Genomic DNA, 21,761 nt, shown 5'->3' with positions numbered 1-21,761 from the left:
CCGATAGGGGTCTTCGTGACACATAGGCGCTTCACGCAGACATTTCCGGAGGCTGGCATGGCAAATGTGACCGTGGTGGGCGCCCAGTGGGGCGATGAGGGCAAGGGCAAGCTGGTCGACTGGCTCTCGCACCGTGCTGATGTCGTGGCGCGTTTCCAGGGCGGCCATAATGCCGGTCATACCCTGGTCGTCGGCGAGAATGTCTACAAACTTTCCCTGCTGCCCTCCGGTGTCGTCCAGGGCAAGCTTTCCCTTGTTGGTAATGGCGTGGTTGTCGATCCCTGGGCCTTTGCGGCTGAGGTTGAGCGCATCCGCGAGCAGGGCGTTGATATTACCCCGGATCTGGTGAAAGTCTCCGAGACCGCCGCACTGATCCTGCCGATCCATGGCGAACTCGACGCGATGCGCGAGAACCGCGATGACGGCGAGGCCATCGGCACCACCCGTCGCGGTATCGGCCCGGCCTATGAGGACAAGGTCGGCCGCCGCGCGGTTCGCGTTGTCGACCTGGCCGATGAAGAGGCGCTGCGCGCTCGCGTCGCCGATATCCTGCATCACCACAATGCGCTGCGCCGCGGCATGGGGTTTGACGAATACAGCGAGGAAAAACTGGTCGCCGAGCTGCTCGAGATCGCACCGAAAATCCTGCCTTACGCCGCTCCGGTCTGGCGCGTCCTGTCCGACGCCATCCGGGCTGACGAAAAAGTCCTGTTTGAAGGCGCCCAGGGCGCTTTGCTCGATGTCGACCACGGCACCTATCCCTTCGTCACCTCGTCCAACACTGTCGCCGGCCAGGCCGCGGCCGGTACCGGCGTGGCGCCGAAGGATTCCGGTTATGTGCTGGGGATCGCCAAGGCTTACATGACCCGCGTCGGCGCGGGTCCCTTCCCGACCGAGCTGTTTGACGAGAATGGCCAGCGCCTCGGCGAGCGCGGCCATGAATTCGGCACCGTCACCGGCCGTCAGCGCCGCTGCGGCTGGTTCGATGCCGTCATCACCCGCCAGACCCTGCGCGTCGGCGGTGTCGATGGTGTGGCCCTGACCAAGCTCGACGTGCTCGACGGCTTCGAGAAACTCCATGTCTGCGTGGCCTATGAGCTCGATGGCGAACGCCTCGACTACCTGCCCGCCGGCAAGGAAGCGCAGGCGCGTGTCAAACCGGTCTATGAAGTGCTCGATGGTTGGTCCGGCTCCACTGCCGGTGCCCGCTCCTGGGCCGATCTGCCGGCCGAGGCGGTCAAATATGTCCGCCGCGTCGAGGAGCTGATCGAATGCCCGATCGCACTCCTCTCGACCTCGCCGGAACGCGAGGACGTAATCCTGATGCAGGACCCGTTCAGGGGCTAGTTTCCCAGCTATTATTGAAAATTCGTCTTAAATCCGGGCGCGCGTTTTGAGCCCGGCTTAAAGCGGGACAGGCAGGCTCTCCTCTGACTTCTGGAGGATCTGCCCCATGCCCATTCGTTTCGCTTTTGCCGCCGCTGCCAGCATCGCCCTGCAGTTCGCCGTGACCGCCTCCGCCGAGGCCAGTGATTGCGACCGTTTTGCCGAGCATCGCGATAGCTATCTTTATCGCGCCGCGGCCGGCATGGGGCAGGCGCTTGATCAACTGGCTGCCCAGCGCCAGGTGCCCCGCGAAGCGGCGGCGTTTTACTGGGGCGGGGATTTGATGCGAGCCGGCGATGCGTCCAGCCAGCGCTCGCTCGCCCTGTTGACCCTGGCGACTTATGAGTGGGCCGGGCATGAGAGCAGGGCTGAAACCGCCATGGCGGATATCTTCCATAATCGCGGTACTGCCTTTGCCGGTCTTCTGGTCGGTCTGATGCTGTCGGATGGTCGCGGCGAGCCGGATCATTACCGCGCCCGGGCCTATCTCAGCGATGCCGGGCGGGTCGGAAACGAGGAGGCCCGCGCCTTTCTCGGCCTGTTTGATGCCTGTCACGGCCGAGCCCTGGCCGCAAACTAGGCGCGTTGACGGACGAGGTTACACCAACGTCATCATCCATTCAGGGGCTGGGAAGCATCACCTTCGTATGCGGGAAAGCAGATCGCGACGAAGCCCATGCCGATACGACAGAAAACCCTGTTTGAAACCGATGGCGTCAAGGTTCGCCTGAGCCATTACGGTGCCAGTGCCGATATGGCGCCGCATACGCACGGCTATACCCAGCTCTCCTGGCTCCTCGCCGGCGAGCTGGCCGAGCAGCATGGGCGCCATGATATCGAGGTGCTGGGCCCGAGCCTGGGCATCAAGCCGGCCGATTGCCGTCATGCCAATCGCTATGGCCGCGACGGCTCGCTCATCCTTTCCGTCAATGTCGAGGAGGATCGCCTGCCGGGCCTTCTGGGCCAGGCCGGGCTCGATTGGGGCTGGGCGCGTCAGCGTGAACAGCGCGACGGGCGTGACCCGGTTCCGGCCCTGGCGGCGCTGCTGGCGGCCGGGGGGGAGGAGGCCGGCTGGGCCCTCAATGATCTGGTCGCCCGGGCCTTTGCTGCCCCGGCCGATGCCCGCGACGCCACCCCGGTCTGGATCGATCGTGTACGCGAGCAATTGCGCGAGGAGGAGAACGAGCTCGACCTGGAGGCCGTCGCTGCCCAGGCCGGGGTGCACCGCGTGCACCTGTCACGAAGCTTCGCCCGCCATGTCGGCATGGCGCCGAGCCTGTATCGTACCCGTGTCCGCCTTGCCAGGGCCCTGCGCGGCCTGATGGAGGGGCAGAGCGCCGCCGATGCGGCCTATGCTGCAGGCTTTTCCGACCAGGCTCACCTCAATCGCTGGATCAAGCGCGAGACCGGCTTCGCCCCGCGCCGGCTGAGCCGTCTGTTGGCGGCCTGACAAACAGGTTACGCCCGTACAAGAACCCGGTGCGTGTTGCCGTCATACTCCCGGGCAAGATACCCACATGCCCCTCAAGGAGTGCCCACATGTTCCGTACCGCTTTCCTGGCCGCCTCTGCTCTGGCGCTGAGTTCCACTGCAGCTCTGGCCGACACCCCTCAGGGCGCCGCTGACCGCCTGAGCGAATTTCTCGCAGCCATTCCTGATCTGGGACCGGGTTATGCCGCCGTTGTGGTGACTGAGGACGAGGTATTGCTGAACTATGTCAGCGGGGTCGAGCGGGCTTCGACCGGTGTAGCGCTGACCGCCGATACGCCGATCTATATCGCCTCGCAGACCAAGGCCTATATGGGGCTGGTCGCCGCCGTGCTTGATGAGCAGGGCGTGCTCAGCCTCGAGTCCACCATCGCCGATCACTGGCCCGACCTCGAACTGCCCGGCGATCTCGACCCGGCGGCCTGGACGATGCGCGACCTGCTCAGCCACCAGGTGCCGCTCAATGTCGATGTCATCACCTTCCTGGAAGCCTATGTCACCCGTGTCGAGCCGTACGATTACCCGGCCCTGATCGCCGCCTTCGGTGAGGCCCGCGAGCCGGGGTTTGACTACGCCAATATCGGCTACAACATCTACGGTGCCATCCTCGAAACCGTGACCGGCAAGACCTGGCAGGACTGGCTCGACGAGGTCATCATTGAGCCGATGGGCTGGGAGCACACCTCGGCACGGACCTCCGATTTCGGCCTCGATGGGCAGTCCTGGAACCACATCCTGGCCGAAGGCGGCGAGGGCTGGCAGGAGGTCCGTCCCAAGACCGATGCGATCATGCAATCGGCCGGCGGCATGGTCACCTCGGTCAATGACATGGCGGGCTGGCTGCAAATGCAATTGCGCGGCGAAGGGCCGGGTCTGATCACGGCGAGCGCCCTCGCCGAGGCGCAGCAAGGTCATGTCGAGACCGGCATGGAAGACCGCCGCAATGCCTATGAGCAGGTCTGCTCTCAATACTCCCTCGGCTGGAATATCTGCGAGAAAGACGGCCACAGCCTCTACATCCATGGCGGCGGTTATACCGGTGCGGCAACGATGATGGCCTTCTCGCCGGACCTGGGCATCGGCATTGCCGCCTTCTCAAATTCCAACGCCATGACCGGCTGGGTGACCAGCCGCACGGTCGACATGTATCTGCAATTCCTGACCGATGATCCCAATGCCGAGCGCATGCGCGAGCTTCGCATCGGCCAGTATCCGCAACGCATTGAACGGCTGGGCCAGATCTTCGCCGCGCGGGCGGAAGAGGCGGCCAATGATCCGCAATGGGGCGGCTGGACCTGGTCGCCCGACGCGCAGGAGCTGGAGGCCTATGCCGGCCGTTTCGTCAATGAATACAGCGCTTATCTGACGGTCGAGACCTATGTCGAGGAAGGTGCCCTGCGCGGCCGGGTCGGTGATTACCCGGTCTATCTCACCCCGGCGAGCGAGAACCTCTTCGGGGCCCGCAATGTCCATTATGACCGCCCCGAAGCGGTCGCGTTTACCCGTGAGGAGGACGGCACCGTGTCCGGCTTTGTCTGGGATGGGCAGACCTATAACCGGGTCGACTAAGCGGTCGCGATCATCCTGTCAGGCGGGCTGCTCCCAGAGTGGCCCGTTTGGCTTTGTGCGGCCCGTTTGCTTCGTGAGGGCCGAATGGGCGCGTGCAGAAAAAGCGGGAAGCGGTGCGGCGTCCGGTCAGAGGCAGCTGACCGGGATCGCGGCGTCCAGCGCGGTATGTTTGGCCCTTGGGTGAGGGCCTGGCCGCCGCAGTCGTGTGTCGGTCGCCGCACCGCCTCCCTGGCACATCCTTCCCCCGTGAAGGGCCCCCGTCGCGGGATAGGCGATGGGGATATTAACCTTATCGCCGTCCGGCAGGCGTGACGGTGATCACATCCTTGCCAAAGCCAGCGGGCGCGTCCATTTTCGCCACACAGACATGCCGAGGGGCGTCCCGGACTTGATCCGGGACTGAGACGTACCCTTTGAACCTGATCCGGCTAGAACCGGCGGAGGAACGGACATGAAACCCGTCATCGCCCTTGCGGCGAGCCTGATTTGTGTATCTGCGGCGCTCAGTGCGCCGGTTGACGCCCATCCCGTTGCGGATGATCCGGCGACGGCGCATTTCCTCGCCAATGAGGCGGTACTGATCGAGGCGGGTGAGACCAAGATCCTGTTCGATCCGCTGTTCACCAACTCCTACAATACCTACCCGCTGATCCCGGCCGAGATGAAGGCGGCGATGATGGCCGGTGAGGCACCTTTTGACGGGGTTGATGCGGTCTTTGTCAGCCATGTGCATGGCGATCATTTCGATGCCGAAGAGATGAATGCCTATCTCGCCCGCCATGACACAGTCATCCTCGTGGCCCCGCACCAGGCACGGCTGGAGATGCAGAGCGCGGCGGGCTGGTCGGACGCATTCGACGCCCGCCTGCGCATCATGCCCTTCGTCTCCGAAGCACAGGCCCTGAGCCTGGCCGATGGTGCCATCGAGGTCAGCGCCGTGCACATCCCGCATGCTGGCGGGCCGGGGCGGGCGCATATCCAGAACATGGCCTATCGCGTCACCCTCAACGACGCTGCCACCGTCATGCATCTCGGCGACGCCACGCCGGACATGCCGGCCTATGACGCCCATGCCGGACATTTCGCCGAACGCCGCACCGACCGCGCCTTTCCGCCCTACTGGCTGATCTCGCGCTGGGGCGGCGACACGGTGCGCGCCCGGCTCAATGCCGAGGACATCACCGGCATCCACACCCCCATCCGCCTGCCCATCGAGGTGACGGCGAGCCGCGAGGATTTCTTCACCCAGTCCGGTGAAACGCGCGGCATCCACCCCCATTCCGACGACGACTGACGACCCAAGGAGTCTCCCCATGAATAAACCCACCGACCAGGCCTCGTTCGAGACTCCCGAAGTCACCACCGGTCCGCTGCCGGGTTCGCGCCGGGTCTATACCTCTCCGGCCGCAGCGCCGGCGCTGAAAGTGCCGCATCGCGAGATCGATTTGCACCCGACGGCGAATGAGCCGCCGGTGCGCGTCTATGACACGTCCGGGCCCTATTCGGATCCGAACGAGACCATCGATGTCGAGAAAGGCCTGCCGCGCCGCCGTCTCGACTGGTATGCCAAGCGCGGTTTTGCCGCCTATGAGGGGCGGCCGCTCTCGCCGCTCGATAATGGCGGGGCCACCGGCAAATACCTCGCCCGCGAATTTCCCACCCAGCACCAGCCGCTCAAGGGCACGGATGGCCAGCCGGTGACGCAATATGAATTCGCCCGCGCCGGCATCATCACCGAGGAAATGGTCTATGCCGCCGAGCGCGAAAATCTCGGCCGCAAACAGGCCGTCGAGGGCGCGAAGGAGCGCATGGAGGACGGCGAGAGTTTCGGCGCCTCCATCCCGGAATTCGTCACCCCGGAATTCGTCCGCGACGAGATCGCCCGCGGCCGCGCCATCATTCCGGCCAATATCAACCACCCCGAGCTCGAGCCGATGATTATCGGCCGTAATTTCCTCACCAAGATCAACGCCAATATCGGCAATTCCGCCGTCGCCTCCTCGGTCGAGGAAGAGGTGGAGAAAATGGTCTGGGCGATCCGCTGGGGCGGTGACACGGTGATGGACCTGTCGACCGGCAAGAACATCCACAACACCCGCGAATGGATATTGCGCAATTCCCCGGTGCCGATCGGCACGGTGCCGATCTACCAGGCGCTGGAGAAGGTCAATGGCATCGCCGAGGACCTGACCTGGGAAGTGTTCCGCGACACGCTGATCGAACAGGCCGAGCAGGGCGTGGACTATTTCACCATCCATGCCGGCGTGCGCCTGGCCTATGTGCCGATGACCGCCGACCGTGTCACCGGCATTGTTTCGCGCGGCGGCTCGATCATGGCCAAGTGGTGCTTGGCGCATCACAAGGAGAGCTTCCTCTACACCCATTTCGAGGAAATCTGCGACATCATGCGCGCCTATGACGTCTCCTTCTCCCTGGGTGACGGCCTGCGCCCGGGCTCTATTGCGGATGCAAACGACCGCGCCCAGTTCGCCGAGCTGGAAACGCTGGGCGAGCTCACCAAGATCGCCTGGGAGAAGGGCTGCCAGGTCATGATCGAAGGGCCGGGCCATGTCGCCATGCACAAGATCAAGGAGAATATGGACAAGCAGCTCAAGGAGTGCCACGAGGCGCCGTTTTATACGCTTGGGCCGCTGACCACGGACATCGCGCCGGGCTATGACCACATCACTTCGGGTATCGGCGCGGCGATGATCGGCTGGTTCGGCTGCGCCATGCTCTGCTATGTCACCCCGAAAGAACATCTCGGCCTGCCCGACCGTGATGACGTCAAGGTCGGTGTCGTCACCTACAAGATCGCCGCCCATGCCGGCGACCTCGCCAAGGGCCACCCGGCCGCCAAGATCCGCGACGACGCCCTGTCACGCGCGCGTTTCGAATTCCGCTGGGAGGACCAGTTCAACCTGGCGCTGGACCCGGAAACCGCCCGCGACTTCCACGATCAGACGCTTCCGAAAGAAGCCCACAAGGTGGCGCATTTCTGCTCCATGTGCGGTCCGAAATTCTGCTCAATGGAGATCACGCAGGAGATCCGGAACCGGTTTGGCTCCGCGCGGGCGCCGAATGAGGTCGAGGCCGACGCAGCCGCCGCCGGCATGGCGGAGAAGGCGGCGGAGTTCAAGGCGAAGGGTGGGGAGATTTATCTCTCTGAGACGGGCGAGAAGCGGGAGCCGATTGATTAATCGGCTAGCCCCTACACGTATCGTTATCTTGATCAAGCCCTTCGCTGGGATGACCTCATTTTGCGGCCTTTGAGCGTGTCGAGGTCGTACCAATGTCTGATCTCCAAAATGCGCCGAACAGAGTTCGGATCCCAGCCAGAGTTTCGCTTGAGGCAGATGGGCGGGCTGATAAACTCTAGGAAGGCAATTGGACCCGGGGGCAGATATGATCAGAACACCGACCCTTATCGGACTGGCGGTGCTGGTTGGCAGCGCGGTTTTGACGCCGCAGGCAGGACATACGCTCCAGCAGATCGAGCCGGCCCGCGATGTTCGCCAGGCGGAAGACGGTGAGCGCAGCCTGCGTTTGCAGCGCTCGCCGTCCCAGCCCTTGCCGGTGCTGAATCGCCTGCCCCAGGAAGTGCTCGACAATGACGACTGGCTCGACGAGCTCGGCCCGGCGGGCCGGACCGGGGAAGTCGTTTTTCTGTTCCCGGGCGATGAGCAAGCCGAGCAGGTCCCCTACGAGATCATCGACGGCTATGCCGTGCACGGCGGCGATATCATTCTGGGCACGGAAGAGGAAATCCTGGCGGCGGAGCAGGCCGCTTCCAACAATGGCGATTTGCGCACGGTACAGAACCCGCTGGCCGTGCAGAATAATACCCGTTTCCGCTGGCCCGGAGGCGTCCTGGTCTATCAGCTCGCTGAAGACCTGCCGCCGGAACTGCGCGCGGATATCGAGGAAGGGATTTCGCTTATCACCGACCATACGGATCTGGTCTTGGTGGAGCGTACCACACAGCGTCACCATATTTATGTGAATTACAAAGGATCCGGTTGCTGGTCCCACATCGGGCGTCGCGGCGGACGCCAGACGCTGGGCCTGTCGGATGATTGCGGACCTGGATCTGTAGCGCATGAATTCCTGCATGCGGCCGGCTTCCGGCACGAACAGCAACGCGCGGACCGGAACGATCATGTACGCGTAATTTGGAACAATATCCGGGACAACCGCGAGCATAATTTCCATCGTTATCGCCACGTGGTCGCGCTCGGTCCCTACGATTACCAGTCGATCATGCATTACCCGTTCGACGCCTTCGGACGGCTTGATGCGGAGGGGAATAAGCGCACCACGCTTGAACCGCTGGTGCCCGGCACGCCGATGGGGCCCACCGGTCGGCTGACTGCGCTCGATATCGCCGGAATCGCCGAGGCCTATGGCACGCGGCAATGCGTCAATTTCCGTCCACGCCGCCTCGCTGTCGAGGAGCGAGCGGATGGCTGGGCGGTGGTCCTGAGACGGCCAATGCGGTCTCCCGTGCTGGCGCGTTTCGGCGAAGGGGCTGGCGCAGAAGCCAATGCCCGTGGCGCTCTCGCCATGATGCGCCATTATGGCATCGACGAACAATGTTCGGTGCGCCTGAATGATAGCCAGGGTCCGGTCGTGCATTTCGTCAACGATGCACCACCGCAAGGCGCTTGGCCGTCCGAGCGCTGCGATGCCTTCGACCCCTTGACGCTCGCGGCGGTCGAATATGGTCGCAATCGCTGGCGGGTAACGCATACGCTGAGGCGCAGCGGCGAACGCCGGAGCTATATTCTCGCCGCCGATCTGGACATGAGCGATGCCTACAGGCTGATTGATGCGGTGCAGGAAGGCGGCTATCGCCGGCGCTGTTTCATCGGCCGTGGCGAAGGGGCCTGGATCTATTGGCGAGCGTGACGATCAACGTCACGCTTTGCGACCAGATTGAACGGGCACACCTACCTGTTTTCCCCAGTTCGGAATTGTTTTAGCGGCGGCTTCGCCGCGTCACCCACTCCCCCGCTACGCGGGACCCAGCCTGGTTCATCGAGGTCTCTGATCTGCGCCCCGCTTGCGCGGGGCCTGCGTCAGGGATGACGGGCGCTGTGACATCGAACAATTCCTTTCCCCCGACGTCATGTCGGGGCCTGGCGTTATCCCGGCGTGGATGACTCTGGGCGCTGGCGGTTCCTGGAGTCATTGACGGATTTGTCTCCAGCAGGCCTTGGAATAAATCCGGGGGAAAATGGGGTGGGATATCAACACCTAAAACCCTCATCCCGGATCAAGCCCGGGATGAGGGGAAAGATATCCCCGGTCGGTGGCGCTCGGCGATAATCCCCCCAGCTCCCGGGATGAGAGGCGATGTGCACGTCGATATTGCCCGGAAGCCAGCGGAGCCTGTCCGCGGTGGGTGCGGTGACGCGTATCCACCTCCGGCAGGGCGTCGAGGGAGGTCGCAGCGGCACTAAACGACCGACCGCTCCTACTTCCCCGATTGGACACGGTCCGGCGACGGTCCGGGAAAGCTCCGCGTGCGGGATGCCAGGTCATGCCACACAAACAAATACTAGAGATCCGGCACGGCCGGCATTCCGCACGTCCTCTCCTCTCGGCCAGGAACTCCTGGCCGAGCGAGAACCCCTGTCTGGATGTGCGTTGGAAAAGGAGTTCCCATGCCACGCCGTCGAATGAAATACCCCACGGTGCGATTGCCGCCTGAAATCCAGTTCGAGGCCGCCGCGATGGAATATCGCGCCTATCAGGGCCTTTATGATGCCATGCGCCAGCAATTGGCCCGTCGTGAAAGCCGCGAGGCGGCAGAAACGGCGGGGCTGTTGCTCGACCGGATCAAAACCTCCCGCCTGGCCGTTTCGGTCAATACCGTGCTCGAGGATGATGCGGAGGATCCGGAGTTTGACGGCATGGCCTTCCTGAAGGACCTCGCCAGACGGTGAGGGGGCTAGTTCTCGCCCGCTACCCCGATAATGGCCTGGCGGCAGCGGGCGAGCCCGGCTTCGGCATCGTCCCAGCAATGCTCGAAGATCAGCGAATAGGCGTCGCTATCCGGGCGGGAGATGACGCCGATATTGTAGATCCGGGTACAGGCGCCTTCTGGCGGCTGGGCGCAATAGGCCGATTCCAGGATGTCATAAACGCCATCACCGCCCCGGTCATAGCTCATCCAGTGAAGCTCACCGGTGGCGAGCCGGGGGTCATCGGTAAGGGCAGCGCTGACCGAGCCCTCCATCATTTCGTGCGTCCAGCAATCATAAAGCGCCCCGCCCGGTCCGGGCTCACAGCCCTCGGCCTGCGTGCCGACAACGGCGCCGCGGCAGTAAAGCTGCGCCGCTTCCTCATCATTCCAGCACATCGAGCCGGCGATCTCGGCCGCATTGGTGAAGACATAATCGCACGGGCCCTCGCCGCAGACCTCGGCCCTGGCCTGGGCGATCACCGCCTCGGCAGCGGCACCGTCCAGCGAGATGAGCTGGCGCGGCACGGTCTCGGTGGTGACGGGATCGCCGGTCTGGACCAGCACCGCCATCAAGAGGCCCGCGGTCAGGGTGAGAGACTGGATCATTGGTGTGTCCTCGAGGTCGAATGATCAGCCTAGCGGTCATCAACCGGCTGGGCACGCGTTTTATGGCCTAGCCGGCGTCGATTGCCATACGGGCATTGCGGCCGAAATCGCCGCCCATGAAATGGCCTTCCACGGTGAAGCCGCCGTTCTCATCAAGGCGCAGGACCACGGTCTCACCTTCCGAGAGCAAGAGGCCGGTGACGCGGAAAATCGTGCCGCCATGGCTGATGAGGGCGATATTGCCATTATCCATTTCCGGGGCGAGTTCGCTCAGCAGGTCGAGCATCTCCGCCGTGGCGACATCGAGATTGCGCTCGCCGCGAGGGTCGTGGTGCAGCAGGCGCAGATCGGTTTCATACCCGACACCGAAGACGAAGCGGGCGGTCTCGGTGCTGCGGCACATCGGGCTGGAGATGACCCGGGCGGTTTCAATGCCCAGGGCGCGCAGATTGACGCCGGTCTCCTGGGCGCTGGCAATACCGGCGACGGAGAGATTGCGCTGGGCGCGGCATTCGCCGGGCGCCTGGGCGTAATCATCGGCACGCGAAGGGACTTCGGTACGCTCATGGCGGATCAGCATGACATAGCCGCCGGCCTGGAGCTTCTCGATCAGCTCACCGCGCGCATTGAGCTGGTCGATCAGTGCCTGGGTCGGCGCGCCCTGGGCAAGGGCCGGCACCGTGCTGATGGCGATGATGGTGCCCAGCAGGGCGATAAAGGCGCCGGCGCGGTGCAGCATGGTGAACGGATTGCAGGTCATGATGTCCCCCTTGATTGTCGGAAGAAAACATAACCCGGCGCTGTGGTTGAAGACAGGGGCGTTTGCTGTGCTAGTCTCGCCCTATGATCACACTCCTCGCCCTCGCCAGCACCTTCATTGCCCAACCCGAACCTGCCGCCGAGGACCTGCTCGGCACCTGGGATGTGGCGCTGTATTTCAGCCCCGATGCGCCGCCCTCGGTCACGGTGATGGAGATCACGGCGGTCAATGAAGACGGGACGCTGGCGGGTGCGTTTTATCAAAGCGGGTTTGAAAGCGGACGCTATACGCGGCGCGGCGAGGACTGGGTCATCACCGTGATTACGTCGGATGGCAGCGGACCCTATGCGACCTCGGGGCGGTTGGGGCCGGACGGCGTGTTTGAGGGTCAGACCCTGTCGACCGGGCGGGATTTCCTGATGGCCTGGACGGCTGAGCGGCGCGACTAGGGCAAAGGGCCGAGGGCTGTGTGACACGGCCTCCGGCCTCTCCCGCGGGCGGCCCCGCCGCTTGCCGCGGCGGCAAGACGTGCTAGCCTCCTTTCCAACATCAACAAGCGAAAGGAGGTGATCCGATGATCAGTGGTTTTACCGGTTTGGGTCTTGGGTCGGAAAAGTGTGTGGACGCAAAGGCAGTCCTGCGCGCCTGACGCTTTTCATGGCCAAGCGACAACGGGTCTAGGGGCGTGCCCCCGATCCAGGCCGAACCCATAAATCGCAACAATCAGAGCCGCCGGTCCGGGAACAGACCGGCGGTTCGTCATTTCCGGATGTGGATGAGCGACTTACTCGTCGCCGTCCGGAGCCGCGTCTTCCACGGCGTCCTCGAGGACGTCTTCGGCGTCGTCGGCCATGTCGTCCATCATGTCGCCCGCGTCATCCGCGGCGTCATCGGCGGTGGCATCGACCGCATCGGTGACCGCCTCGACAGCGTCATCGACTCCGTCAGCGGCAGCGACTGCGGCTGCGGCGTCGCCCGCGTCTTCAGCCGGAGCTTCCGTTTCGACCGCTTCGGTTTCAACAGCCTCGGTCGCTTCGCCCTCGAGCGTGTCGACCTCGGTCATCATGGTGGTGAAGGCAATGCCGCCGGCCAGGGCCGCCAGCAGGATAAAAGCCAGGATACGCATATCAGTCAGTCCCCCCAGGACCTCGAAGTTGGAGATTACAGTTAATTCAGGTTGGGGAGGAACGCACCGCGACTCTCCTCGCAGGCGAATTTGTTGTGCGGGCTGGCCCGCGACGCGAAGCAGGCTATGTTGTTACGGGAGAAAACCAAACAGCGAGTTCCTGCGTGTCTTCACCGTCCCATTCGCCGCTAAACCGCTACCGGATCGAGACTTTCGCCTTGGTGACTGTCCTGGCGGGGCTGCTCGTTTACTCGAGTTTCTGGGCCGTGCTCGACATTGCGGTGCGCTTGCAGGTCTGGCCACGGGGTCTGCTGCCTTTCGATGCCTATGCCTTCACCGAGGTCCTCAGCCCGCTCAGCGTGGCGGCATTCTACATCTGGTGGCTGACAAAGCTGCTGATCCTGGTCTTGCTCCTGTTGCGCAAGTCCCAGGTACTGCCCGTGGCCATGGCCGGACTGATTGCCAATCTGATGGATTACGTCCTGCTCGCCCCGAACACCCAGTTCGACGCCTCGGCGACCTGGATGTTCAGTTTCAGCGCGGAGGTGGTACTTTTGGCCCTGCTCTGGCGCCGGCGGCGGAGTTTCGCCTAGTCCACCAGGCCTAGCGCTATGGCGCTATGGGCGCTTACGGCCGGGTATTGCGCCAAATGAGTGCGCGGGCGATCAGCGGGATAAGTTTCTCCGGCTCGTGCAGGACATCATTCCGCCAGACATGCAGAACCAGATAGCCTGCTGCCTCGATCTCGGCGACGCGGCTTTCGTCATACTGACCAAGGTCCACCTCGCTGCCGGCGTGAATATCGATCGCCAGGTGAGCGGTCTCACAGGCGAAATCGACACGATGGCCGGCAATCTCGACATCCGGTCGGAAGTCATGCCCGCCGATCTGGCCGGCGCAGATCCGCTTCCACAAGGCGATACGCGCATCCTGGTAGCGGCGTGGGCGGGCCGCTTTGCCGGAGGTGGTGGGCGGGCCGGGGCGGAGAGAGGATTTGGACACGTTACGCTCCATTGCACACACGCCCGGCGCCGCTGCTCGCGTTTCGGCCGGAGCTTTGAGTGTTGAATCGTAACGAATTTAGCCCGCGGCCGCGGCCTTGCCCGTGACCGTCATCACGCTTGCGCCGGATTATCGGTGTAAGTCGATCAGCCGCTTAACCAGCGTTTGGACCTGGGCCGCAGCGCGTTCATCGGTCAGTTGACCGCTCTCGTCGAAAGCCTTGAAGGCGCTGGCCACAGAGGCCTGACCTGGCAGGCACATCACGCCCAGATCCGTGAGGAAGGCGCGCAGGCGCGGGATCATGCGGGCGCCGCCCAGTCGGCCCGGCGAGGCGGCCATGACGGCGGCAGACTTGCCGGCGAAGACATTGTCCTTGTCCTCGCCATCGGGCCGGGAGACCCAGTCGAAGGCATTGACCAGCAGCGGCGGCACATGGCCGTTATATTCCGGGCTGACGACGATGAGCGCGTCATGCGTGCCGATCATTTGCCGCAGCGTCCGCATCGTTTCCGGCAGGCCCTGCTCGGCTTCCAGATCACCGTGATAAAGCGGCGCGTTGAACGCATTCATGTCCAGCAGAGTGGGCTCGGCACCCAGGCGGCCTGCCTTTTCAGCAGCATGGGCGGCCAGCTTGCGATTGAAGCTGTCCTTGCGAGCGGAACCGGGGATGACGAGAATTTTCGGGACGGACATTGGGGATCTCCAGACAGGCTGAATGGCGGGCCTTGTCGCCATCTAGGGTGCCGGAACCGCTTTGTCAGCAGGCCGTCGCTGCGAATGGCGCCTTCAAACTTACTTAAACCCTGACGGGTAGTGTGGGCTTCATAGGCTCCAGAGAGGAGAATGGGTGATGTCGAAAACCGTAACCTCCAGCTATCGCAGGGTGTCTGACCGGTTCGAGCCGGACCTGGTGCAGAGCCCTGCCGAGCAGCGCAAATTGCGCGGTCATCTTGAACAGATCGACTACACCGTTTTCGCGGCCAATCAGGCGGTGCTTAAAAAGACCATTCACACGGTCGGGATCGAGGACTTCCAGAATCTCGCCCTGTCCGCATCCAAGGCCCGCGGTGCCTGGGTTGATGCCGCCATGTCGGCTGCGCGCAGCCGATCACCGCTGGAAAAAACCGAGGTCGAGCGCCTGACGCTTCTTCGCGCAGCCTATGAGGAATTGTCCGAGGCCTATGACGCGATGCGCCGCATGGTCGAGCGCGGCTATCTGCGCCTGGAAGTGTCGCCGGCCAAGGCTGGCTAGCGCCCCCTAGTCTGGACCGTTATCCGGTTCCTGAGCCATATTGCGCGTGTCCGGCTGACGGCGCGAGGACGCGTCGGCGTCCGCTGCGCGATTGGCCCAGCCCGCGTCTTCGCCGCCGAATTCGTCAGGCGCCGGCCGTCCCCAGCCCGGATCGCCGCCGCCCAGTTCATTGGGCTCGGCCTCATCGACACCCCAGCCTGGGTCGGCTCCTTCGAGCTGGTTGCGGTTGGGCGTATCCACGCCCCAGCCAGGCTCACCGCCGCCGAGTTCTGTGGGCGCGGCAGTCTGAACACCCCACCCGGGCTCTCTACCGCCAAGCTGATTGCGATCGCCGCGCTGGCCGCGAATTCGCTCCTGGCCTGAGCGAGTGACGCAGCGCTGACCGCGCTCGGCGTCGCGGCACAAGGGCAGTTCGGCTTGCTGGCGGGCTTGTGGCAGCGGCCGGTTCATGGACTGGGCAGATACAGCGCTCGCGGTACATATTGCGGCCAATACGCTTACACCGACGACTTGCGTGAAACGGTTCATATTCGAGCCTCCCCTAAATGGTTCCCGCACCCTAGCACAGGCGTAAATGAACCGGGCCTGACCTGCCGGGCCAGTAAATGGCCGTATTGAATTGAAGCCGTGATTGAACCGTTCTGGCTGTGCGGCGCACCTTTCATTCAAACCGACTGAATGAGGAACGGTCATGATCGAGCATTTCGCCTATTGGGGTATGGTTGCCTTTACCCTCTGGCTCTTCGTCGTCGGCGCCATCATGGCGGTGCAGCCGGACTGGGCACTCTACCTGCTGCGCCAGGCGGCCAGCACGCTGCTTATCCATACCGGTGAACTCCTGATCCGCGGCGCTTTCGGGCTGGCGATGATCGCGGCGAGCGGCAGCGCGCTTTACCCCGGGGTATTCATGTGGACCGGCGTCTTTCTTGTGGCCAGTTCGGTGCTGATCCTGGTGCTGCCGCGCCGCTGGCATGTGTCCTACGCGCTGTGGTGGGCCGATCACCTGCCGGCCTGGCTGGTGCGCGGCATCTCTGTCTTCGCCTTCCCGGCCGCGGCGGCGCTGATCTCTGGCGCCGGAATTTGGTCCTGTGCATTGAACCCGGTGTGCGCTTGAGTGCACACATAAACACAGCACAGCCCTTCCGGGCCAGGTGCAAAGGGAAAGGCCCCGCGCATGCGGCGCGATAAGAAGCGTGTCCTTGGCGAATATCTCGTCGCAGCCGCCCAGGCCGGCGACCGCAGGGCCTTTGACCGCCTCGCCCGGCTCTGGCAGCCCGATCTCCTGCGCCATGCCTACAGGCTTTGCGGTGAGGCGGATGCGGCGCGGGACGTGTTGCAGGACGCCTGGCTGGACATTGTCCGCGGGCTTGGCGGCCTGCAGGACACGGCAGCCTTCCCGGCCTGGGCCCATCGCATTGTGACACGCAAGACTGCCGCCCTGATCCGCAAGCGCCAGGGTGCGCGTCGCACACGAGCGGCGATGCAGTCCGAGCCGGCTGCGCCGCTGGACGGGGCAGCACAGATGGAAACCCGCCTGGACGTTGCTCGGGTGGCCCGGGCGATGGCGCAATTGCCGCCGGACCAGCGCTCCGCCATGGCGCTCTATCACCGTCAGGAAATGAGCGTGGCAGAGATCGCCATCGCGCTCGATGTCCCCGCCGGGACAGTGAAAACACGATTGATGCATGCCCGCCGCAAGGTCCGGGCAGCACTGGAAACCGCAGAAAATGGAGAGACCCATGAGTCATGCCGACAAGGACCTCGATGAATTGATCAGCGAGGCGCTCGATGATGAAGATCGCAAGCTGCTTGGGCGCTATGCCGAACCGCCGGGTTTCTTTGCCCAGATTTTCTCGATCTTCTCTGGCAGCCTGGGCTGGGTGATGGCGGCGGTGATGGTGATGGTGCCGATTTTCTTCGGCCTGATGCTGTGGACCGGCTGGAAATTTTTCCAACAGGCGGATGTCATTCTGGCGATGCGCTGGGGGCTGGGCAGTCTTGCCTGTCTGCAAATTGTCCTTTTCCTGCGCGGAATATTGTTCCAGCAGATCATGACCAATCAGGTGCTGCGAGAGGTGAAGCGTATGGAATTACAGATGCTTCGGGCCCAGCACCGAGATCAGGTGGAGGCAAAATCCTGAGCGGGTGCAGGGGGTTTTCTGATCAACTCGGCTTCACAGCGCCGTGAGCCCCTAGCATTCCGTTCAATCGCTCCCCAAATAGGTCCTCGAACCGGATTATGGTCTGGCTGGCCATGCGTACCGGTAAAGGGATAGGATAGGTTTATGGCCAACGCACTCGCAGCAACGCTGTCTCCTGAACAGGGGCTTTCCAGCTACCTGTCGGAAATTCGCCGCTTCCCCATGCTGGAGAAGGACGAGGAGTTCATGCTGGGCAAAAGCTGGCGTGAGCACGGCGATACCGATGCGGCTGAAAAGCTGGTCACCTCCCACCTTCGTCTCGTGGCCAAGATTGCCATGGGTTATCGCGGCTATGGCCTGCCGATCGGGGAGGTCATCTCCGAAGGCAATGTCGGCCTGATGCAGGCGGTAAAGAAATTTGATCCGGACAAGGGCTTCCGCCTGGCGACCTACGCCATGTGGTGGATCCGTGCCTCGATCCAGGAATACATCCTGCGGTCCTGGTCGCTGGTGAAAATGGGCACGACGGCGGCCCAGAAGAAGCTGTTCTTCAACCTGCGCCGGATGAAGAGCCAGATGCAGGCCATTGATGAGGGCGATCTCAAGCCCGATCAGGTCGAGGAAATCGCTACCAAGCTGGGCGTCACCCATGATGAGGTCGTGTCCATGAATGGCCGCCTCTCCGGGCCGGACGCGTCGCTCAACGCGCCCCTCAAGGGAACCGAAGGTGATGGCCAATGGCAGGACTGGCTGGCCGATGATGATGCGGAAAGCCAGGAAGACGAGCTCGCCGAAAGCGACGAGTTCGACACCCGGATGCAATTGCTGCAATCGGCGATGGGCGAGCTCAATGAGCGCGAACAGCATATCCTGCAGGAGCGCCGCCTGAGCGAGGATCCCAAGACGCTGGAAGAGCTGGCCGAGCATTATGGCGTCAGCCGCGAGCGTATCCGCCAGATCGAAGTGCGTGCCTTTGAGAAACTGCAAAAGGCGATGCGCGAGATGGCTGAAGACCAGGGCCTGCTGAACTAGGCGCCATGCCGGTAATCCGAACTGAACAAACCGGCGGGGTGGCCCGCCGGATTGCCTTGATGTGCGCGCGAAGACGCGTAATTGATTAAGTGTGCGGCCCTGGCCGCTTTCCGTTGATGGGAGAGAGATGATGACGACGCAAACCCTGACCCTGGCCGGCGGCTGTTTCTGGGGCATGCAGGATCTCATGCGCCGTGAACCCGGCGTGATCTCGACCCGTGTGGGCTATACCGGCGGCCGCGTTGCCAATGCGACCTACGAACTGGTCAAGACCGGCCATACTGGGCACGCGGAATCCATCGAAATCGTCTTCGACCCGGAGCGTACCAGTCTCAAGCGCATCTATGAGATCTTCTTCCAGATCCACGACCCGACCACGATTGATCGCCAGGGCAATGATATCGGCAGCCAGTATCGCTCCGCGATCTTCTATGCCGATGACGAGCAAAAGCGCATCGCCCAGGCCGTGATCAAGGCGGTCGAGGACAGCGGATTGTGGCCGGGCAAGGTCGTCACCCGGCTTGAACCGCTGGGCGAGTTCTGGGAGGCGGAAGACTTCCACCAAGATTACCTCGAGCGCTATCCGGACGGCTATACCTGCCATTTTGTCCGGCCGGACTGGAAGCTGCCTGCAGGCGTGCTCGAAGCCGTCTGATCAGGGTTTGTGCTGGGCCAGGCCCAGCGCAATTCCGGCCTGTCCGAGATAATAGGTCACCCACACGACCCAGCCGGCCCAGGCCAACTCGCCGGCGAACATGCGCCAGGCCAGTACCGTATCCGAAACGACAAACAGCAGGGCACCGATAATCGCCAGCCCGGGGCCACGCCCCATGACGGCGAGGATGGCCATGATCATGATGATGGCGTTGTAGATACTGGCCGGGATGCGCAGCTCGCCGAAATGCGGTTGCAGGGCAAGCAGCATGAACGCACCGAAAATCGCCAGAGCGGCCGCGCCGATATAGCCGGGCAGGCCTCGCGACCCGGCTTGTTTCAGCACCGCTGCAAAGAGCACGATATAGACCAGATGGCCGAGCCCGAAGGACACGATGCCGAGGGCGGTTTCCTGTGGCTGCATGGCGAGGAAGGCATCGCCGGCCGAGCCGAGCCACAGGCCGACGGCAAGCACGGGCTTGCCTTGGAAAAGCGCGTAAAAGCCCAAGAGGACAATGCCCATCGCCTTGAAGACTACATTGGCCGGATAGGCGATTTGCTCGCCCAGCAGGAGATAGGTGAGGCTGAACGCCAGCGACGCCGCCAGGATGATCTTGTCCCGCATATTGAAGTTCATCGGTTTGCCCCCGCTCTTCCCCTGATGAAGTTTCAGGCTAAACTCCCGCGGCTATGAGGAAAAGCGTGTACGTCATTTGTGCGGCCTGGCTGTTGGCGGCCACTGCGCCCGACCCGGTGGTGGAGCTGCGCTCGCCGGCTGTCGAGGCTGCGTCAGCGGTGCTGGCTTCGCGTCCCCATGCCGAGGATGAGGTCTGGCGCGACCTGTCCCGGCGCGGCCTCCCCCTGGTGGAAGATCATCCCGATAATCCAGCCCTCAAACGCGTGACTTTCGCCTTCCAGGGCCATGACAGCATTACCGGGGTGCGCCTCGATAGTGTCGTCAACGCCCCCTATGTGCGAGGCGAAGTCAGCGATTATGTGCGTGACTTCACCTTGCCCTTGCAACGGCTCGGTGAGACCCAGATCTGGACCTTGACCCTGGATGTCGAACGCGATGTCGCGGCCACCTACAGTTTCCTGGTTGAGCTGACCACCGGAACGCGCCGCATGGCTGACAGCGAAAACCGGAGACGCCTGCGCGGCGTGTCGGCGGAAACCGTTCTGATGCTGGCACCGCGGGAAGCCGACACTGCAATCCGTCCGGTGCCTTTCATGCAGCGCCGGCCGGGCGATGCCCTTGCTATCGACAGCGAAGCCCTCGGGCGTACCGTCCTGTTGCAGCATCATGCTGTCCGGAACCCGCCGGCCGCCGCGCCTGTCGTTGTGATCTGGGATTCCTTCCTCTGGGGCGTACGCGCCCCTGCCTGGGAGATTGTCCAGAATCTGGTCGACCAGGGCCGGATGCCGCCGGCGCATGTTGTGCTGATCGATCAGCTGGACCCCGAAAGTGCTGACCGGCGTTACCAGGACCAGTCCGCCTTTATCGGTGAGGAGCTGCAGCCCTTCCTGGCAGAAAAGGGCATGACAGGGCCGCTCATATTGGCGGGCGCATCCCGGCGCGGCCTCGCGGCGACCCTTGCTGCGTTGGATAATCCAGACCAGGTCGATGGTGCGATTTCGATGTCCGGTTCATTCTACTGGTCACCGCAGGATGAGGAACCGGAATGGCTGGCCCGCTCCCTCGAACCGGCAGCGGCTTCGGCACCCCGTTTCATCCTCAATGCCGGATCATTGGAATATGTCGTGACCTCGACCAATCAGGGTCACGTCATGCAAAGCGCCAATCACAACATGACCGAAGCCCTCAGCGCGGCCGGATACGATGCCGTTTACCGCGAGTTCTCCGGCGGCCATGACATGGCAGGCTGGCGCGGTGCGCTGGCTTCCAGCCTGGATGCGCTGTTCGAGGATGTCGAGACCGCCAGCGCGCTCGCTGACTAGCCTGACTATTTCGGCGGTTTGCCCGGACCCCGGGGGCGCGGGCCATCATTGCCGATCTGCCCCGCGGCGAAATCATCCACCAGGTCTGCCCAACGATCGGAACGTGCTGCGATGTAGATCATCGGACCACCCGGATTGGAGCGGAAATTCGAATCCGTCGCGACGATGAAATACTCGTCGCCATCCTGGATCATGAACGGGGAACCGCTGTCGCCGCGGGTGGTGTCGCAATCATGCGCCATGGTGTTGTCGTTGTAGATCCGCGTCATGGTGCAGTTGCCGGCATTGCCGGACAGGTGCTCGCCCGTGTCCCAGCTATAGCCGGCCTGGTAGAGCGGGAAATTGCGGGCGGCCCGTCGCCCTTCACTATCAACCAGGGCACGGACGCCGACAAAACCGAGCTCGCGGCCCAGCGGCCGGCGCAGGCGCAGGAGCGCCCAGTCTGTGCCGTCGATCTCGTCGGTGGAGGTGAAGCGCTGCTCATTCCATTCCGGGTCGATGAGATACCCGGTGATGCGGGCCTGTTCAGGGCCGCCGCGCCGGTCAAAGGCGGTGCGGAAGACGCCGCGGGCATCGATCGTCGTATTGTCGGAGATGCAATGCGCCGCCGTGACGATGACGTTTTCAGCGATCAGCGTCGCCGTACAGGCCCCGCCCGAGTCGAACTCGACTTCACCGACAACACTCCAGGGGAAGGCCGATGTGTCCATGAAGACCCGGTCATCGAAACCGAAATAATGGTCATTAATGCCCATCGGGCGCTCGCGGCCGAAACAGTCGGCCCGGTCCGAGCGGGCGGCGCAGGTGCCATCGCCGAT

25 protein-coding genes and 1 riboswitch are annotated in these 21,761 nt (G+C 63.3%); of the genes, 17 read left to right on the top strand and 8 right to left on the bottom strand.

Annotation, left to right across the window (positions count from 1 at the left end):
- The first annotated feature begins 57 nt into the window (after nucleotides 1–57).
- The 8 genes from Q1V51_RS00175 to Q1V51_RS00140 all read left to right on the top strand — a co-directional run bounded on the left by Q1V51_RS00175 (nucleotide 58) and on the right by Q1V51_RS00140 (nucleotide 10,391).
- On the top strand, nucleotides 58–1,347 hold the full coding sequence (locus tag Q1V51_RS00175) for an adenylosuccinate synthase (protein ID WP_300551572.1): 1,290 nt from the start codon (nucleotides 58–60) through the stop codon (nucleotides 1,345–1,347).
- A gap of 106 nt (nucleotides 1,348–1,453) precedes the next feature.
- On the top strand, nucleotides 1,454–1,966 hold the full coding sequence (locus Q1V51_RS00170) for a hypothetical protein (protein ID WP_300551570.1): 513 nt from the start codon (nucleotides 1,454–1,456) through the stop codon (nucleotides 1,964–1,966).
- Nucleotides 1,967–2,062: 96 nt separating this feature from the next.
- Entirely contained in the window at nucleotides 2,063–2,836 is a 774-nt protein-coding gene (locus Q1V51_RS00165; RefSeq protein WP_300551568.1) for an AraC family transcriptional regulator, read from the top strand.
- Nucleotides 2,837–2,925: 89 nt separating this feature from the next.
- On the top strand, nucleotides 2,926–4,443 hold the full coding sequence (locus Q1V51_RS00160) for a serine hydrolase (protein WP_300551566.1): 1,518 nt from the start codon (nucleotides 2,926–2,928) through the stop codon (nucleotides 4,441–4,443).
- A gap of 363 nt (nucleotides 4,444–4,806) precedes the next feature.
- Nucleotides 4,807–4,906, top strand: a riboswitch (TPP riboswitch).
- On the top strand, nucleotides 4,895–5,737 hold the full coding sequence (locus Q1V51_RS00155; RefSeq protein WP_300551564.1) for an MBL fold metallo-hydrolase: 843 nt from the start codon (nucleotides 4,895–4,897) through the stop codon (nucleotides 5,735–5,737). Its footprint overlaps the riboswitch before it by 12 nt.
- A gap of 19 nt (nucleotides 5,738–5,756) precedes the next feature.
- Nucleotides 5,757–7,643 carry a phosphomethylpyrimidine synthase ThiC gene (thiC, locus tag Q1V51_RS00150; RefSeq protein ID WP_300551563.1) on the top strand — a complete coding sequence of 629 codons (1,887 nt, stop codon included), beginning with the start codon at nucleotides 5,757–5,759 and terminating at the stop codon, nucleotides 7,641–7,643.
- Nucleotides 7,644–7,848: 205 nt separating this feature from the next.
- Complete coding sequence (locus Q1V51_RS00145) at nucleotides 7,849–9,351, top strand: M12 family metallopeptidase (protein WP_300551561.1); 1,503 nt, start codon at nucleotides 7,849–7,851, stop codon at nucleotides 9,349–9,351.
- A gap of 758 nt (nucleotides 9,352–10,109) precedes the next feature.
- Entirely contained in the window at nucleotides 10,110–10,391 is a 282-nt protein-coding gene (locus Q1V51_RS00140) for a hypothetical protein (RefSeq protein ID WP_300551559.1), read from the top strand.
- Between the two features lie 5 nt (nucleotides 10,392–10,396).
- Here the strand turns inward: Q1V51_RS00140 and Q1V51_RS00135 are convergent, their stop codons facing one another.
- Both Q1V51_RS00135 and Q1V51_RS00130 read right to left on the bottom strand, forming a co-directional pair.
- Nucleotides 10,397–11,017: a hypothetical protein gene (locus tag Q1V51_RS00135; protein WP_300551557.1), complete on the bottom strand. Its 621-nt coding sequence runs from the start codon at nucleotides 11,015–11,017 to the stop codon at nucleotides 10,397–10,399.
- 67 nt (nucleotides 11,018–11,084) lie between these two features.
- The gene (locus tag Q1V51_RS00130; protein WP_300551556.1) at nucleotides 11,085–11,777 is read right to left on the bottom strand and encodes a hypothetical protein; all 693 of its coding nucleotides are present in this window, start codon (nucleotides 11,775–11,777) and stop codon (nucleotides 11,085–11,087) included.
- 83 nt (nucleotides 11,778–11,860) lie between these two features.
- Here Q1V51_RS00130 and Q1V51_RS00125 point away from each other — a divergent pair, with 83 nt between their 5' ends.
- Nucleotides 11,861–12,226, top strand: coding sequence for a hypothetical protein (locus Q1V51_RS00125; RefSeq protein WP_300551554.1), 366 nt, complete (start codon nucleotides 11,861–11,863; stop codon nucleotides 12,224–12,226).
- Nucleotides 12,227–12,561: 335 nt separating this feature from the next.
- Here Q1V51_RS00125 and Q1V51_RS00120 read toward each other — a convergent pair whose 3' ends face one another.
- Nucleotides 12,562–12,903, bottom strand: coding sequence for a hypothetical protein (locus Q1V51_RS00120; protein WP_300551552.1), 342 nt, complete (start codon nucleotides 12,901–12,903; stop codon nucleotides 12,562–12,564).
- 164 nt (nucleotides 12,904–13,067) lie between these two features.
- On the opposite strand from Q1V51_RS00120, the gene Q1V51_RS00115 reads away from it, so the two are divergent.
- Entirely contained in the window at nucleotides 13,068–13,496 is a 429-nt protein-coding gene (locus tag Q1V51_RS00115; RefSeq protein ID WP_300551550.1) for a hypothetical protein, read from the top strand.
- 34 nt (nucleotides 13,497–13,530) lie between these two features.
- On the opposite strand, the gene Q1V51_RS00110 is transcribed toward Q1V51_RS00115, so the two are convergent.
- Together Q1V51_RS00110 and Q1V51_RS00105 are read right to left on the bottom strand one after the other, a co-directional pair.
- Nucleotides 13,531–13,905, bottom strand: a complete 375-nt coding sequence (locus tag Q1V51_RS00110; RefSeq protein WP_300551548.1) for a DUF559 domain-containing protein — start codon at nucleotides 13,903–13,905, stop codon at nucleotides 13,531–13,533.
- A 129-nt stretch (nucleotides 13,906–14,034) separates the two neighbouring features.
- Nucleotides 14,035–14,598, bottom strand: coding sequence for an NAD(P)H-dependent oxidoreductase (locus tag Q1V51_RS00105; RefSeq protein ID WP_300551546.1), 564 nt, complete (start codon nucleotides 14,596–14,598; stop codon nucleotides 14,035–14,037).
- Between the two features lie 157 nt (nucleotides 14,599–14,755).
- On the opposite strand from Q1V51_RS00105, the gene Q1V51_RS00100 reads away from it, so the two are divergent.
- On the top strand, nucleotides 14,756–15,157 hold the full coding sequence (locus Q1V51_RS00100) for a hypothetical protein (protein WP_300551544.1): 402 nt from the start codon (nucleotides 14,756–14,758) through the stop codon (nucleotides 15,155–15,157).
- 6 nt (nucleotides 15,158–15,163) lie between these two features.
- Here Q1V51_RS00100 and Q1V51_RS00095 read toward each other — a convergent pair whose 3' ends face one another.
- Nucleotides 15,164–15,685 carry a hypothetical protein gene (locus Q1V51_RS00095; protein WP_300551542.1) on the bottom strand — a complete coding sequence of 174 codons (522 nt, stop codon included), beginning with the start codon at nucleotides 15,683–15,685 and terminating at the stop codon, nucleotides 15,164–15,166.
- Between the two features lie 163 nt (nucleotides 15,686–15,848).
- Here Q1V51_RS00095 and Q1V51_RS00090 point away from each other — a divergent pair, with 163 nt between their 5' ends.
- From Q1V51_RS00090 to msrA, 5 genes are all read left to right on the top strand, one after another.
- Nucleotides 15,849–16,271 (top strand): hypothetical protein, encoded by a 423-nt coding sequence (locus Q1V51_RS00090; protein ID WP_300551540.1) that lies wholly within the window; start codon nucleotides 15,849–15,851, stop codon nucleotides 16,269–16,271.
- A 60-nt stretch (nucleotides 16,272–16,331) separates the two neighbouring features.
- Nucleotides 16,332–16,925, top strand: a complete 594-nt coding sequence (locus Q1V51_RS00085) for a sigma-70 family RNA polymerase sigma factor (RefSeq protein ID WP_300551538.1) — start codon at nucleotides 16,332–16,334, stop codon at nucleotides 16,923–16,925.
- Nucleotides 16,897–17,298 (top strand): DUF6768 family protein, encoded by a 402-nt coding sequence (locus Q1V51_RS00080; RefSeq protein WP_300551536.1) that lies wholly within the window; start codon nucleotides 16,897–16,899, stop codon nucleotides 17,296–17,298. The genes Q1V51_RS00085 and Q1V51_RS00080 overlap by 29 nt, the downstream gene beginning before the upstream one ends.
- Nucleotides 17,299–17,442: 144 nt before the next feature.
- Nucleotides 17,443–18,330 carry an RNA polymerase sigma factor RpoH gene (gene rpoH, locus Q1V51_RS00075; protein ID WP_300551535.1) on the top strand — a complete coding sequence of 296 codons (888 nt, stop codon included), beginning with the start codon at nucleotides 17,443–17,445 and terminating at the stop codon, nucleotides 18,328–18,330.
- A 130-nt stretch (nucleotides 18,331–18,460) separates the two neighbouring features.
- Nucleotides 18,461–18,985 carry a peptide-methionine (S)-S-oxide reductase MsrA gene (msrA, locus tag Q1V51_RS00070; RefSeq protein WP_300551533.1) on the top strand — a complete coding sequence of 175 codons (525 nt, stop codon included), beginning with the start codon at nucleotides 18,461–18,463 and terminating at the stop codon, nucleotides 18,983–18,985.
- On the opposite strand, the gene Q1V51_RS00065 is transcribed toward msrA, so the two are convergent.
- Nucleotides 18,986–19,621 (bottom strand): lysoplasmalogenase, encoded by a 636-nt coding sequence (locus Q1V51_RS00065; protein ID WP_300551531.1) that lies wholly within the window; start codon nucleotides 19,619–19,621, stop codon nucleotides 18,986–18,988.
- A gap of 65 nt (nucleotides 19,622–19,686) precedes the next feature.
- On the opposite strand from Q1V51_RS00065, the gene Q1V51_RS00060 reads away from it, so the two are divergent.
- Nucleotides 19,687–20,943 carry an alpha/beta hydrolase-fold protein gene (locus Q1V51_RS00060; protein WP_300551529.1) on the top strand — a complete coding sequence of 419 codons (1,257 nt, stop codon included), beginning with the start codon at nucleotides 19,687–19,689 and terminating at the stop codon, nucleotides 20,941–20,943.
- A gap of 5 nt (nucleotides 20,944–20,948) precedes the next feature.
- On the opposite strand, the gene Q1V51_RS00055 is transcribed toward Q1V51_RS00060, so the two are convergent.
- Nucleotides 20,949–21,761: trypsin-like serine protease (locus Q1V51_RS00055; RefSeq protein ID WP_300551528.1), on the bottom strand; the 813-nt coding region annotated here is incomplete at its 5' end.

This window comes from Maricaulis sp. (genome assembly GCF_030149235.1).
In the GTDB taxonomy this organism is placed as follows: Bacteria; Pseudomonadota; Alphaproteobacteria; order Caulobacterales; family Maricaulaceae; genus Maricaulis.
Note: the sequence above shows the minus strand (reverse complement) of the source record. Positions and strands in the feature narration are given on the sequence as shown.

Coding starts and splice junctions, on each gene's coding strand:
- Q1V51_RS00175 (WP_300551572.1), top strand. CDS start 58: ATGGCAAATGTGACCGTGGTGGGCGCCCAGTGGGGCGATGAGGGCAAG.
- Q1V51_RS00170 (WP_300551570.1), top strand. CDS start 1,454: ATGCCCATTCGTTTCGCTTTTGCCGCCGCTGCCAGCATCGCCCTGCAG.
- Q1V51_RS00165 (WP_300551568.1), top strand. CDS start 2,063: ATGCCGATACGACAGAAAACCCTGTTTGAAACCGATGGCGTCAAGGTT.
- Q1V51_RS00160 (WP_300551566.1), top strand. CDS start 2,926: ATGTTCCGTACCGCTTTCCTGGCCGCCTCTGCTCTGGCGCTGAGTTCC.
- Q1V51_RS00155 (WP_300551564.1), top strand. CDS start 4,895: ATGAAACCCGTCATCGCCCTTGCGGCGAGCCTGATTTGTGTATCTGCG.
- thiC (WP_300551563.1), top strand. CDS start 5,757: ATGAATAAACCCACCGACCAGGCCTCGTTCGAGACTCCCGAAGTCACC.
- Q1V51_RS00145 (WP_300551561.1), top strand. CDS start 7,849: ATGATCAGAACACCGACCCTTATCGGACTGGCGGTGCTGGTTGGCAGC.
- Q1V51_RS00140 (WP_300551559.1), top strand. CDS start 10,110: ATGCCACGCCGTCGAATGAAATACCCCACGGTGCGATTGCCGCCTGAA.
- Q1V51_RS00135 (WP_300551557.1), bottom strand. CDS start 11,017: ATGATCCAGTCTCTCACCCTGACCGCGGGCCTCTTGATGGCGGTGCTG.
- Q1V51_RS00130 (WP_300551556.1), bottom strand. CDS start 11,777: ATGACCTGCAATCCGTTCACCATGCTGCACCGCGCCGGCGCCTTTATC.
- Q1V51_RS00125 (WP_300551554.1), top strand. CDS start 11,861: ATGATCACACTCCTCGCCCTCGCCAGCACCTTCATTGCCCAACCCGAA.
- Q1V51_RS00120 (WP_300551552.1), bottom strand. CDS start 12,903: ATGCGTATCCTGGCTTTTATCCTGCTGGCGGCCCTGGCCGGCGGCATT.
- Q1V51_RS00105 (WP_300551546.1), bottom strand. CDS start 14,598: ATGTCCGTCCCGAAAATTCTCGTCATCCCCGGTTCCGCTCGCAAGGAC.
- Q1V51_RS00100 (WP_300551544.1), top strand. CDS start 14,756: ATGTCGAAAACCGTAACCTCCAGCTATCGCAGGGTGTCTGACCGGTTC.
- Q1V51_RS00095 (WP_300551542.1), bottom strand. CDS start 15,685: ATGAACCGTTTCACGCAAGTCGTCGGTGTAAGCGTATTGGCCGCAATA.
- Q1V51_RS00090 (WP_300551540.1), top strand. CDS start 15,849: ATGATCGAGCATTTCGCCTATTGGGGTATGGTTGCCTTTACCCTCTGG.
- Q1V51_RS00085 (WP_300551538.1), top strand. CDS start 16,332: ATGCGGCGCGATAAGAAGCGTGTCCTTGGCGAATATCTCGTCGCAGCC.
- Q1V51_RS00080 (WP_300551536.1), top strand. CDS start 16,897: ATGAGTCATGCCGACAAGGACCTCGATGAATTGATCAGCGAGGCGCTC.
- rpoH (WP_300551535.1), top strand. CDS start 17,443: ATGGCCAACGCACTCGCAGCAACGCTGTCTCCTGAACAGGGGCTTTCC.
- msrA (WP_300551533.1), top strand. CDS start 18,461: ATGACGACGCAAACCCTGACCCTGGCCGGCGGCTGTTTCTGGGGCATG.
- Q1V51_RS00065 (WP_300551531.1), bottom strand. CDS start 19,621: ATGAACTTCAATATGCGGGACAAGATCATCCTGGCGGCGTCGCTGGCG.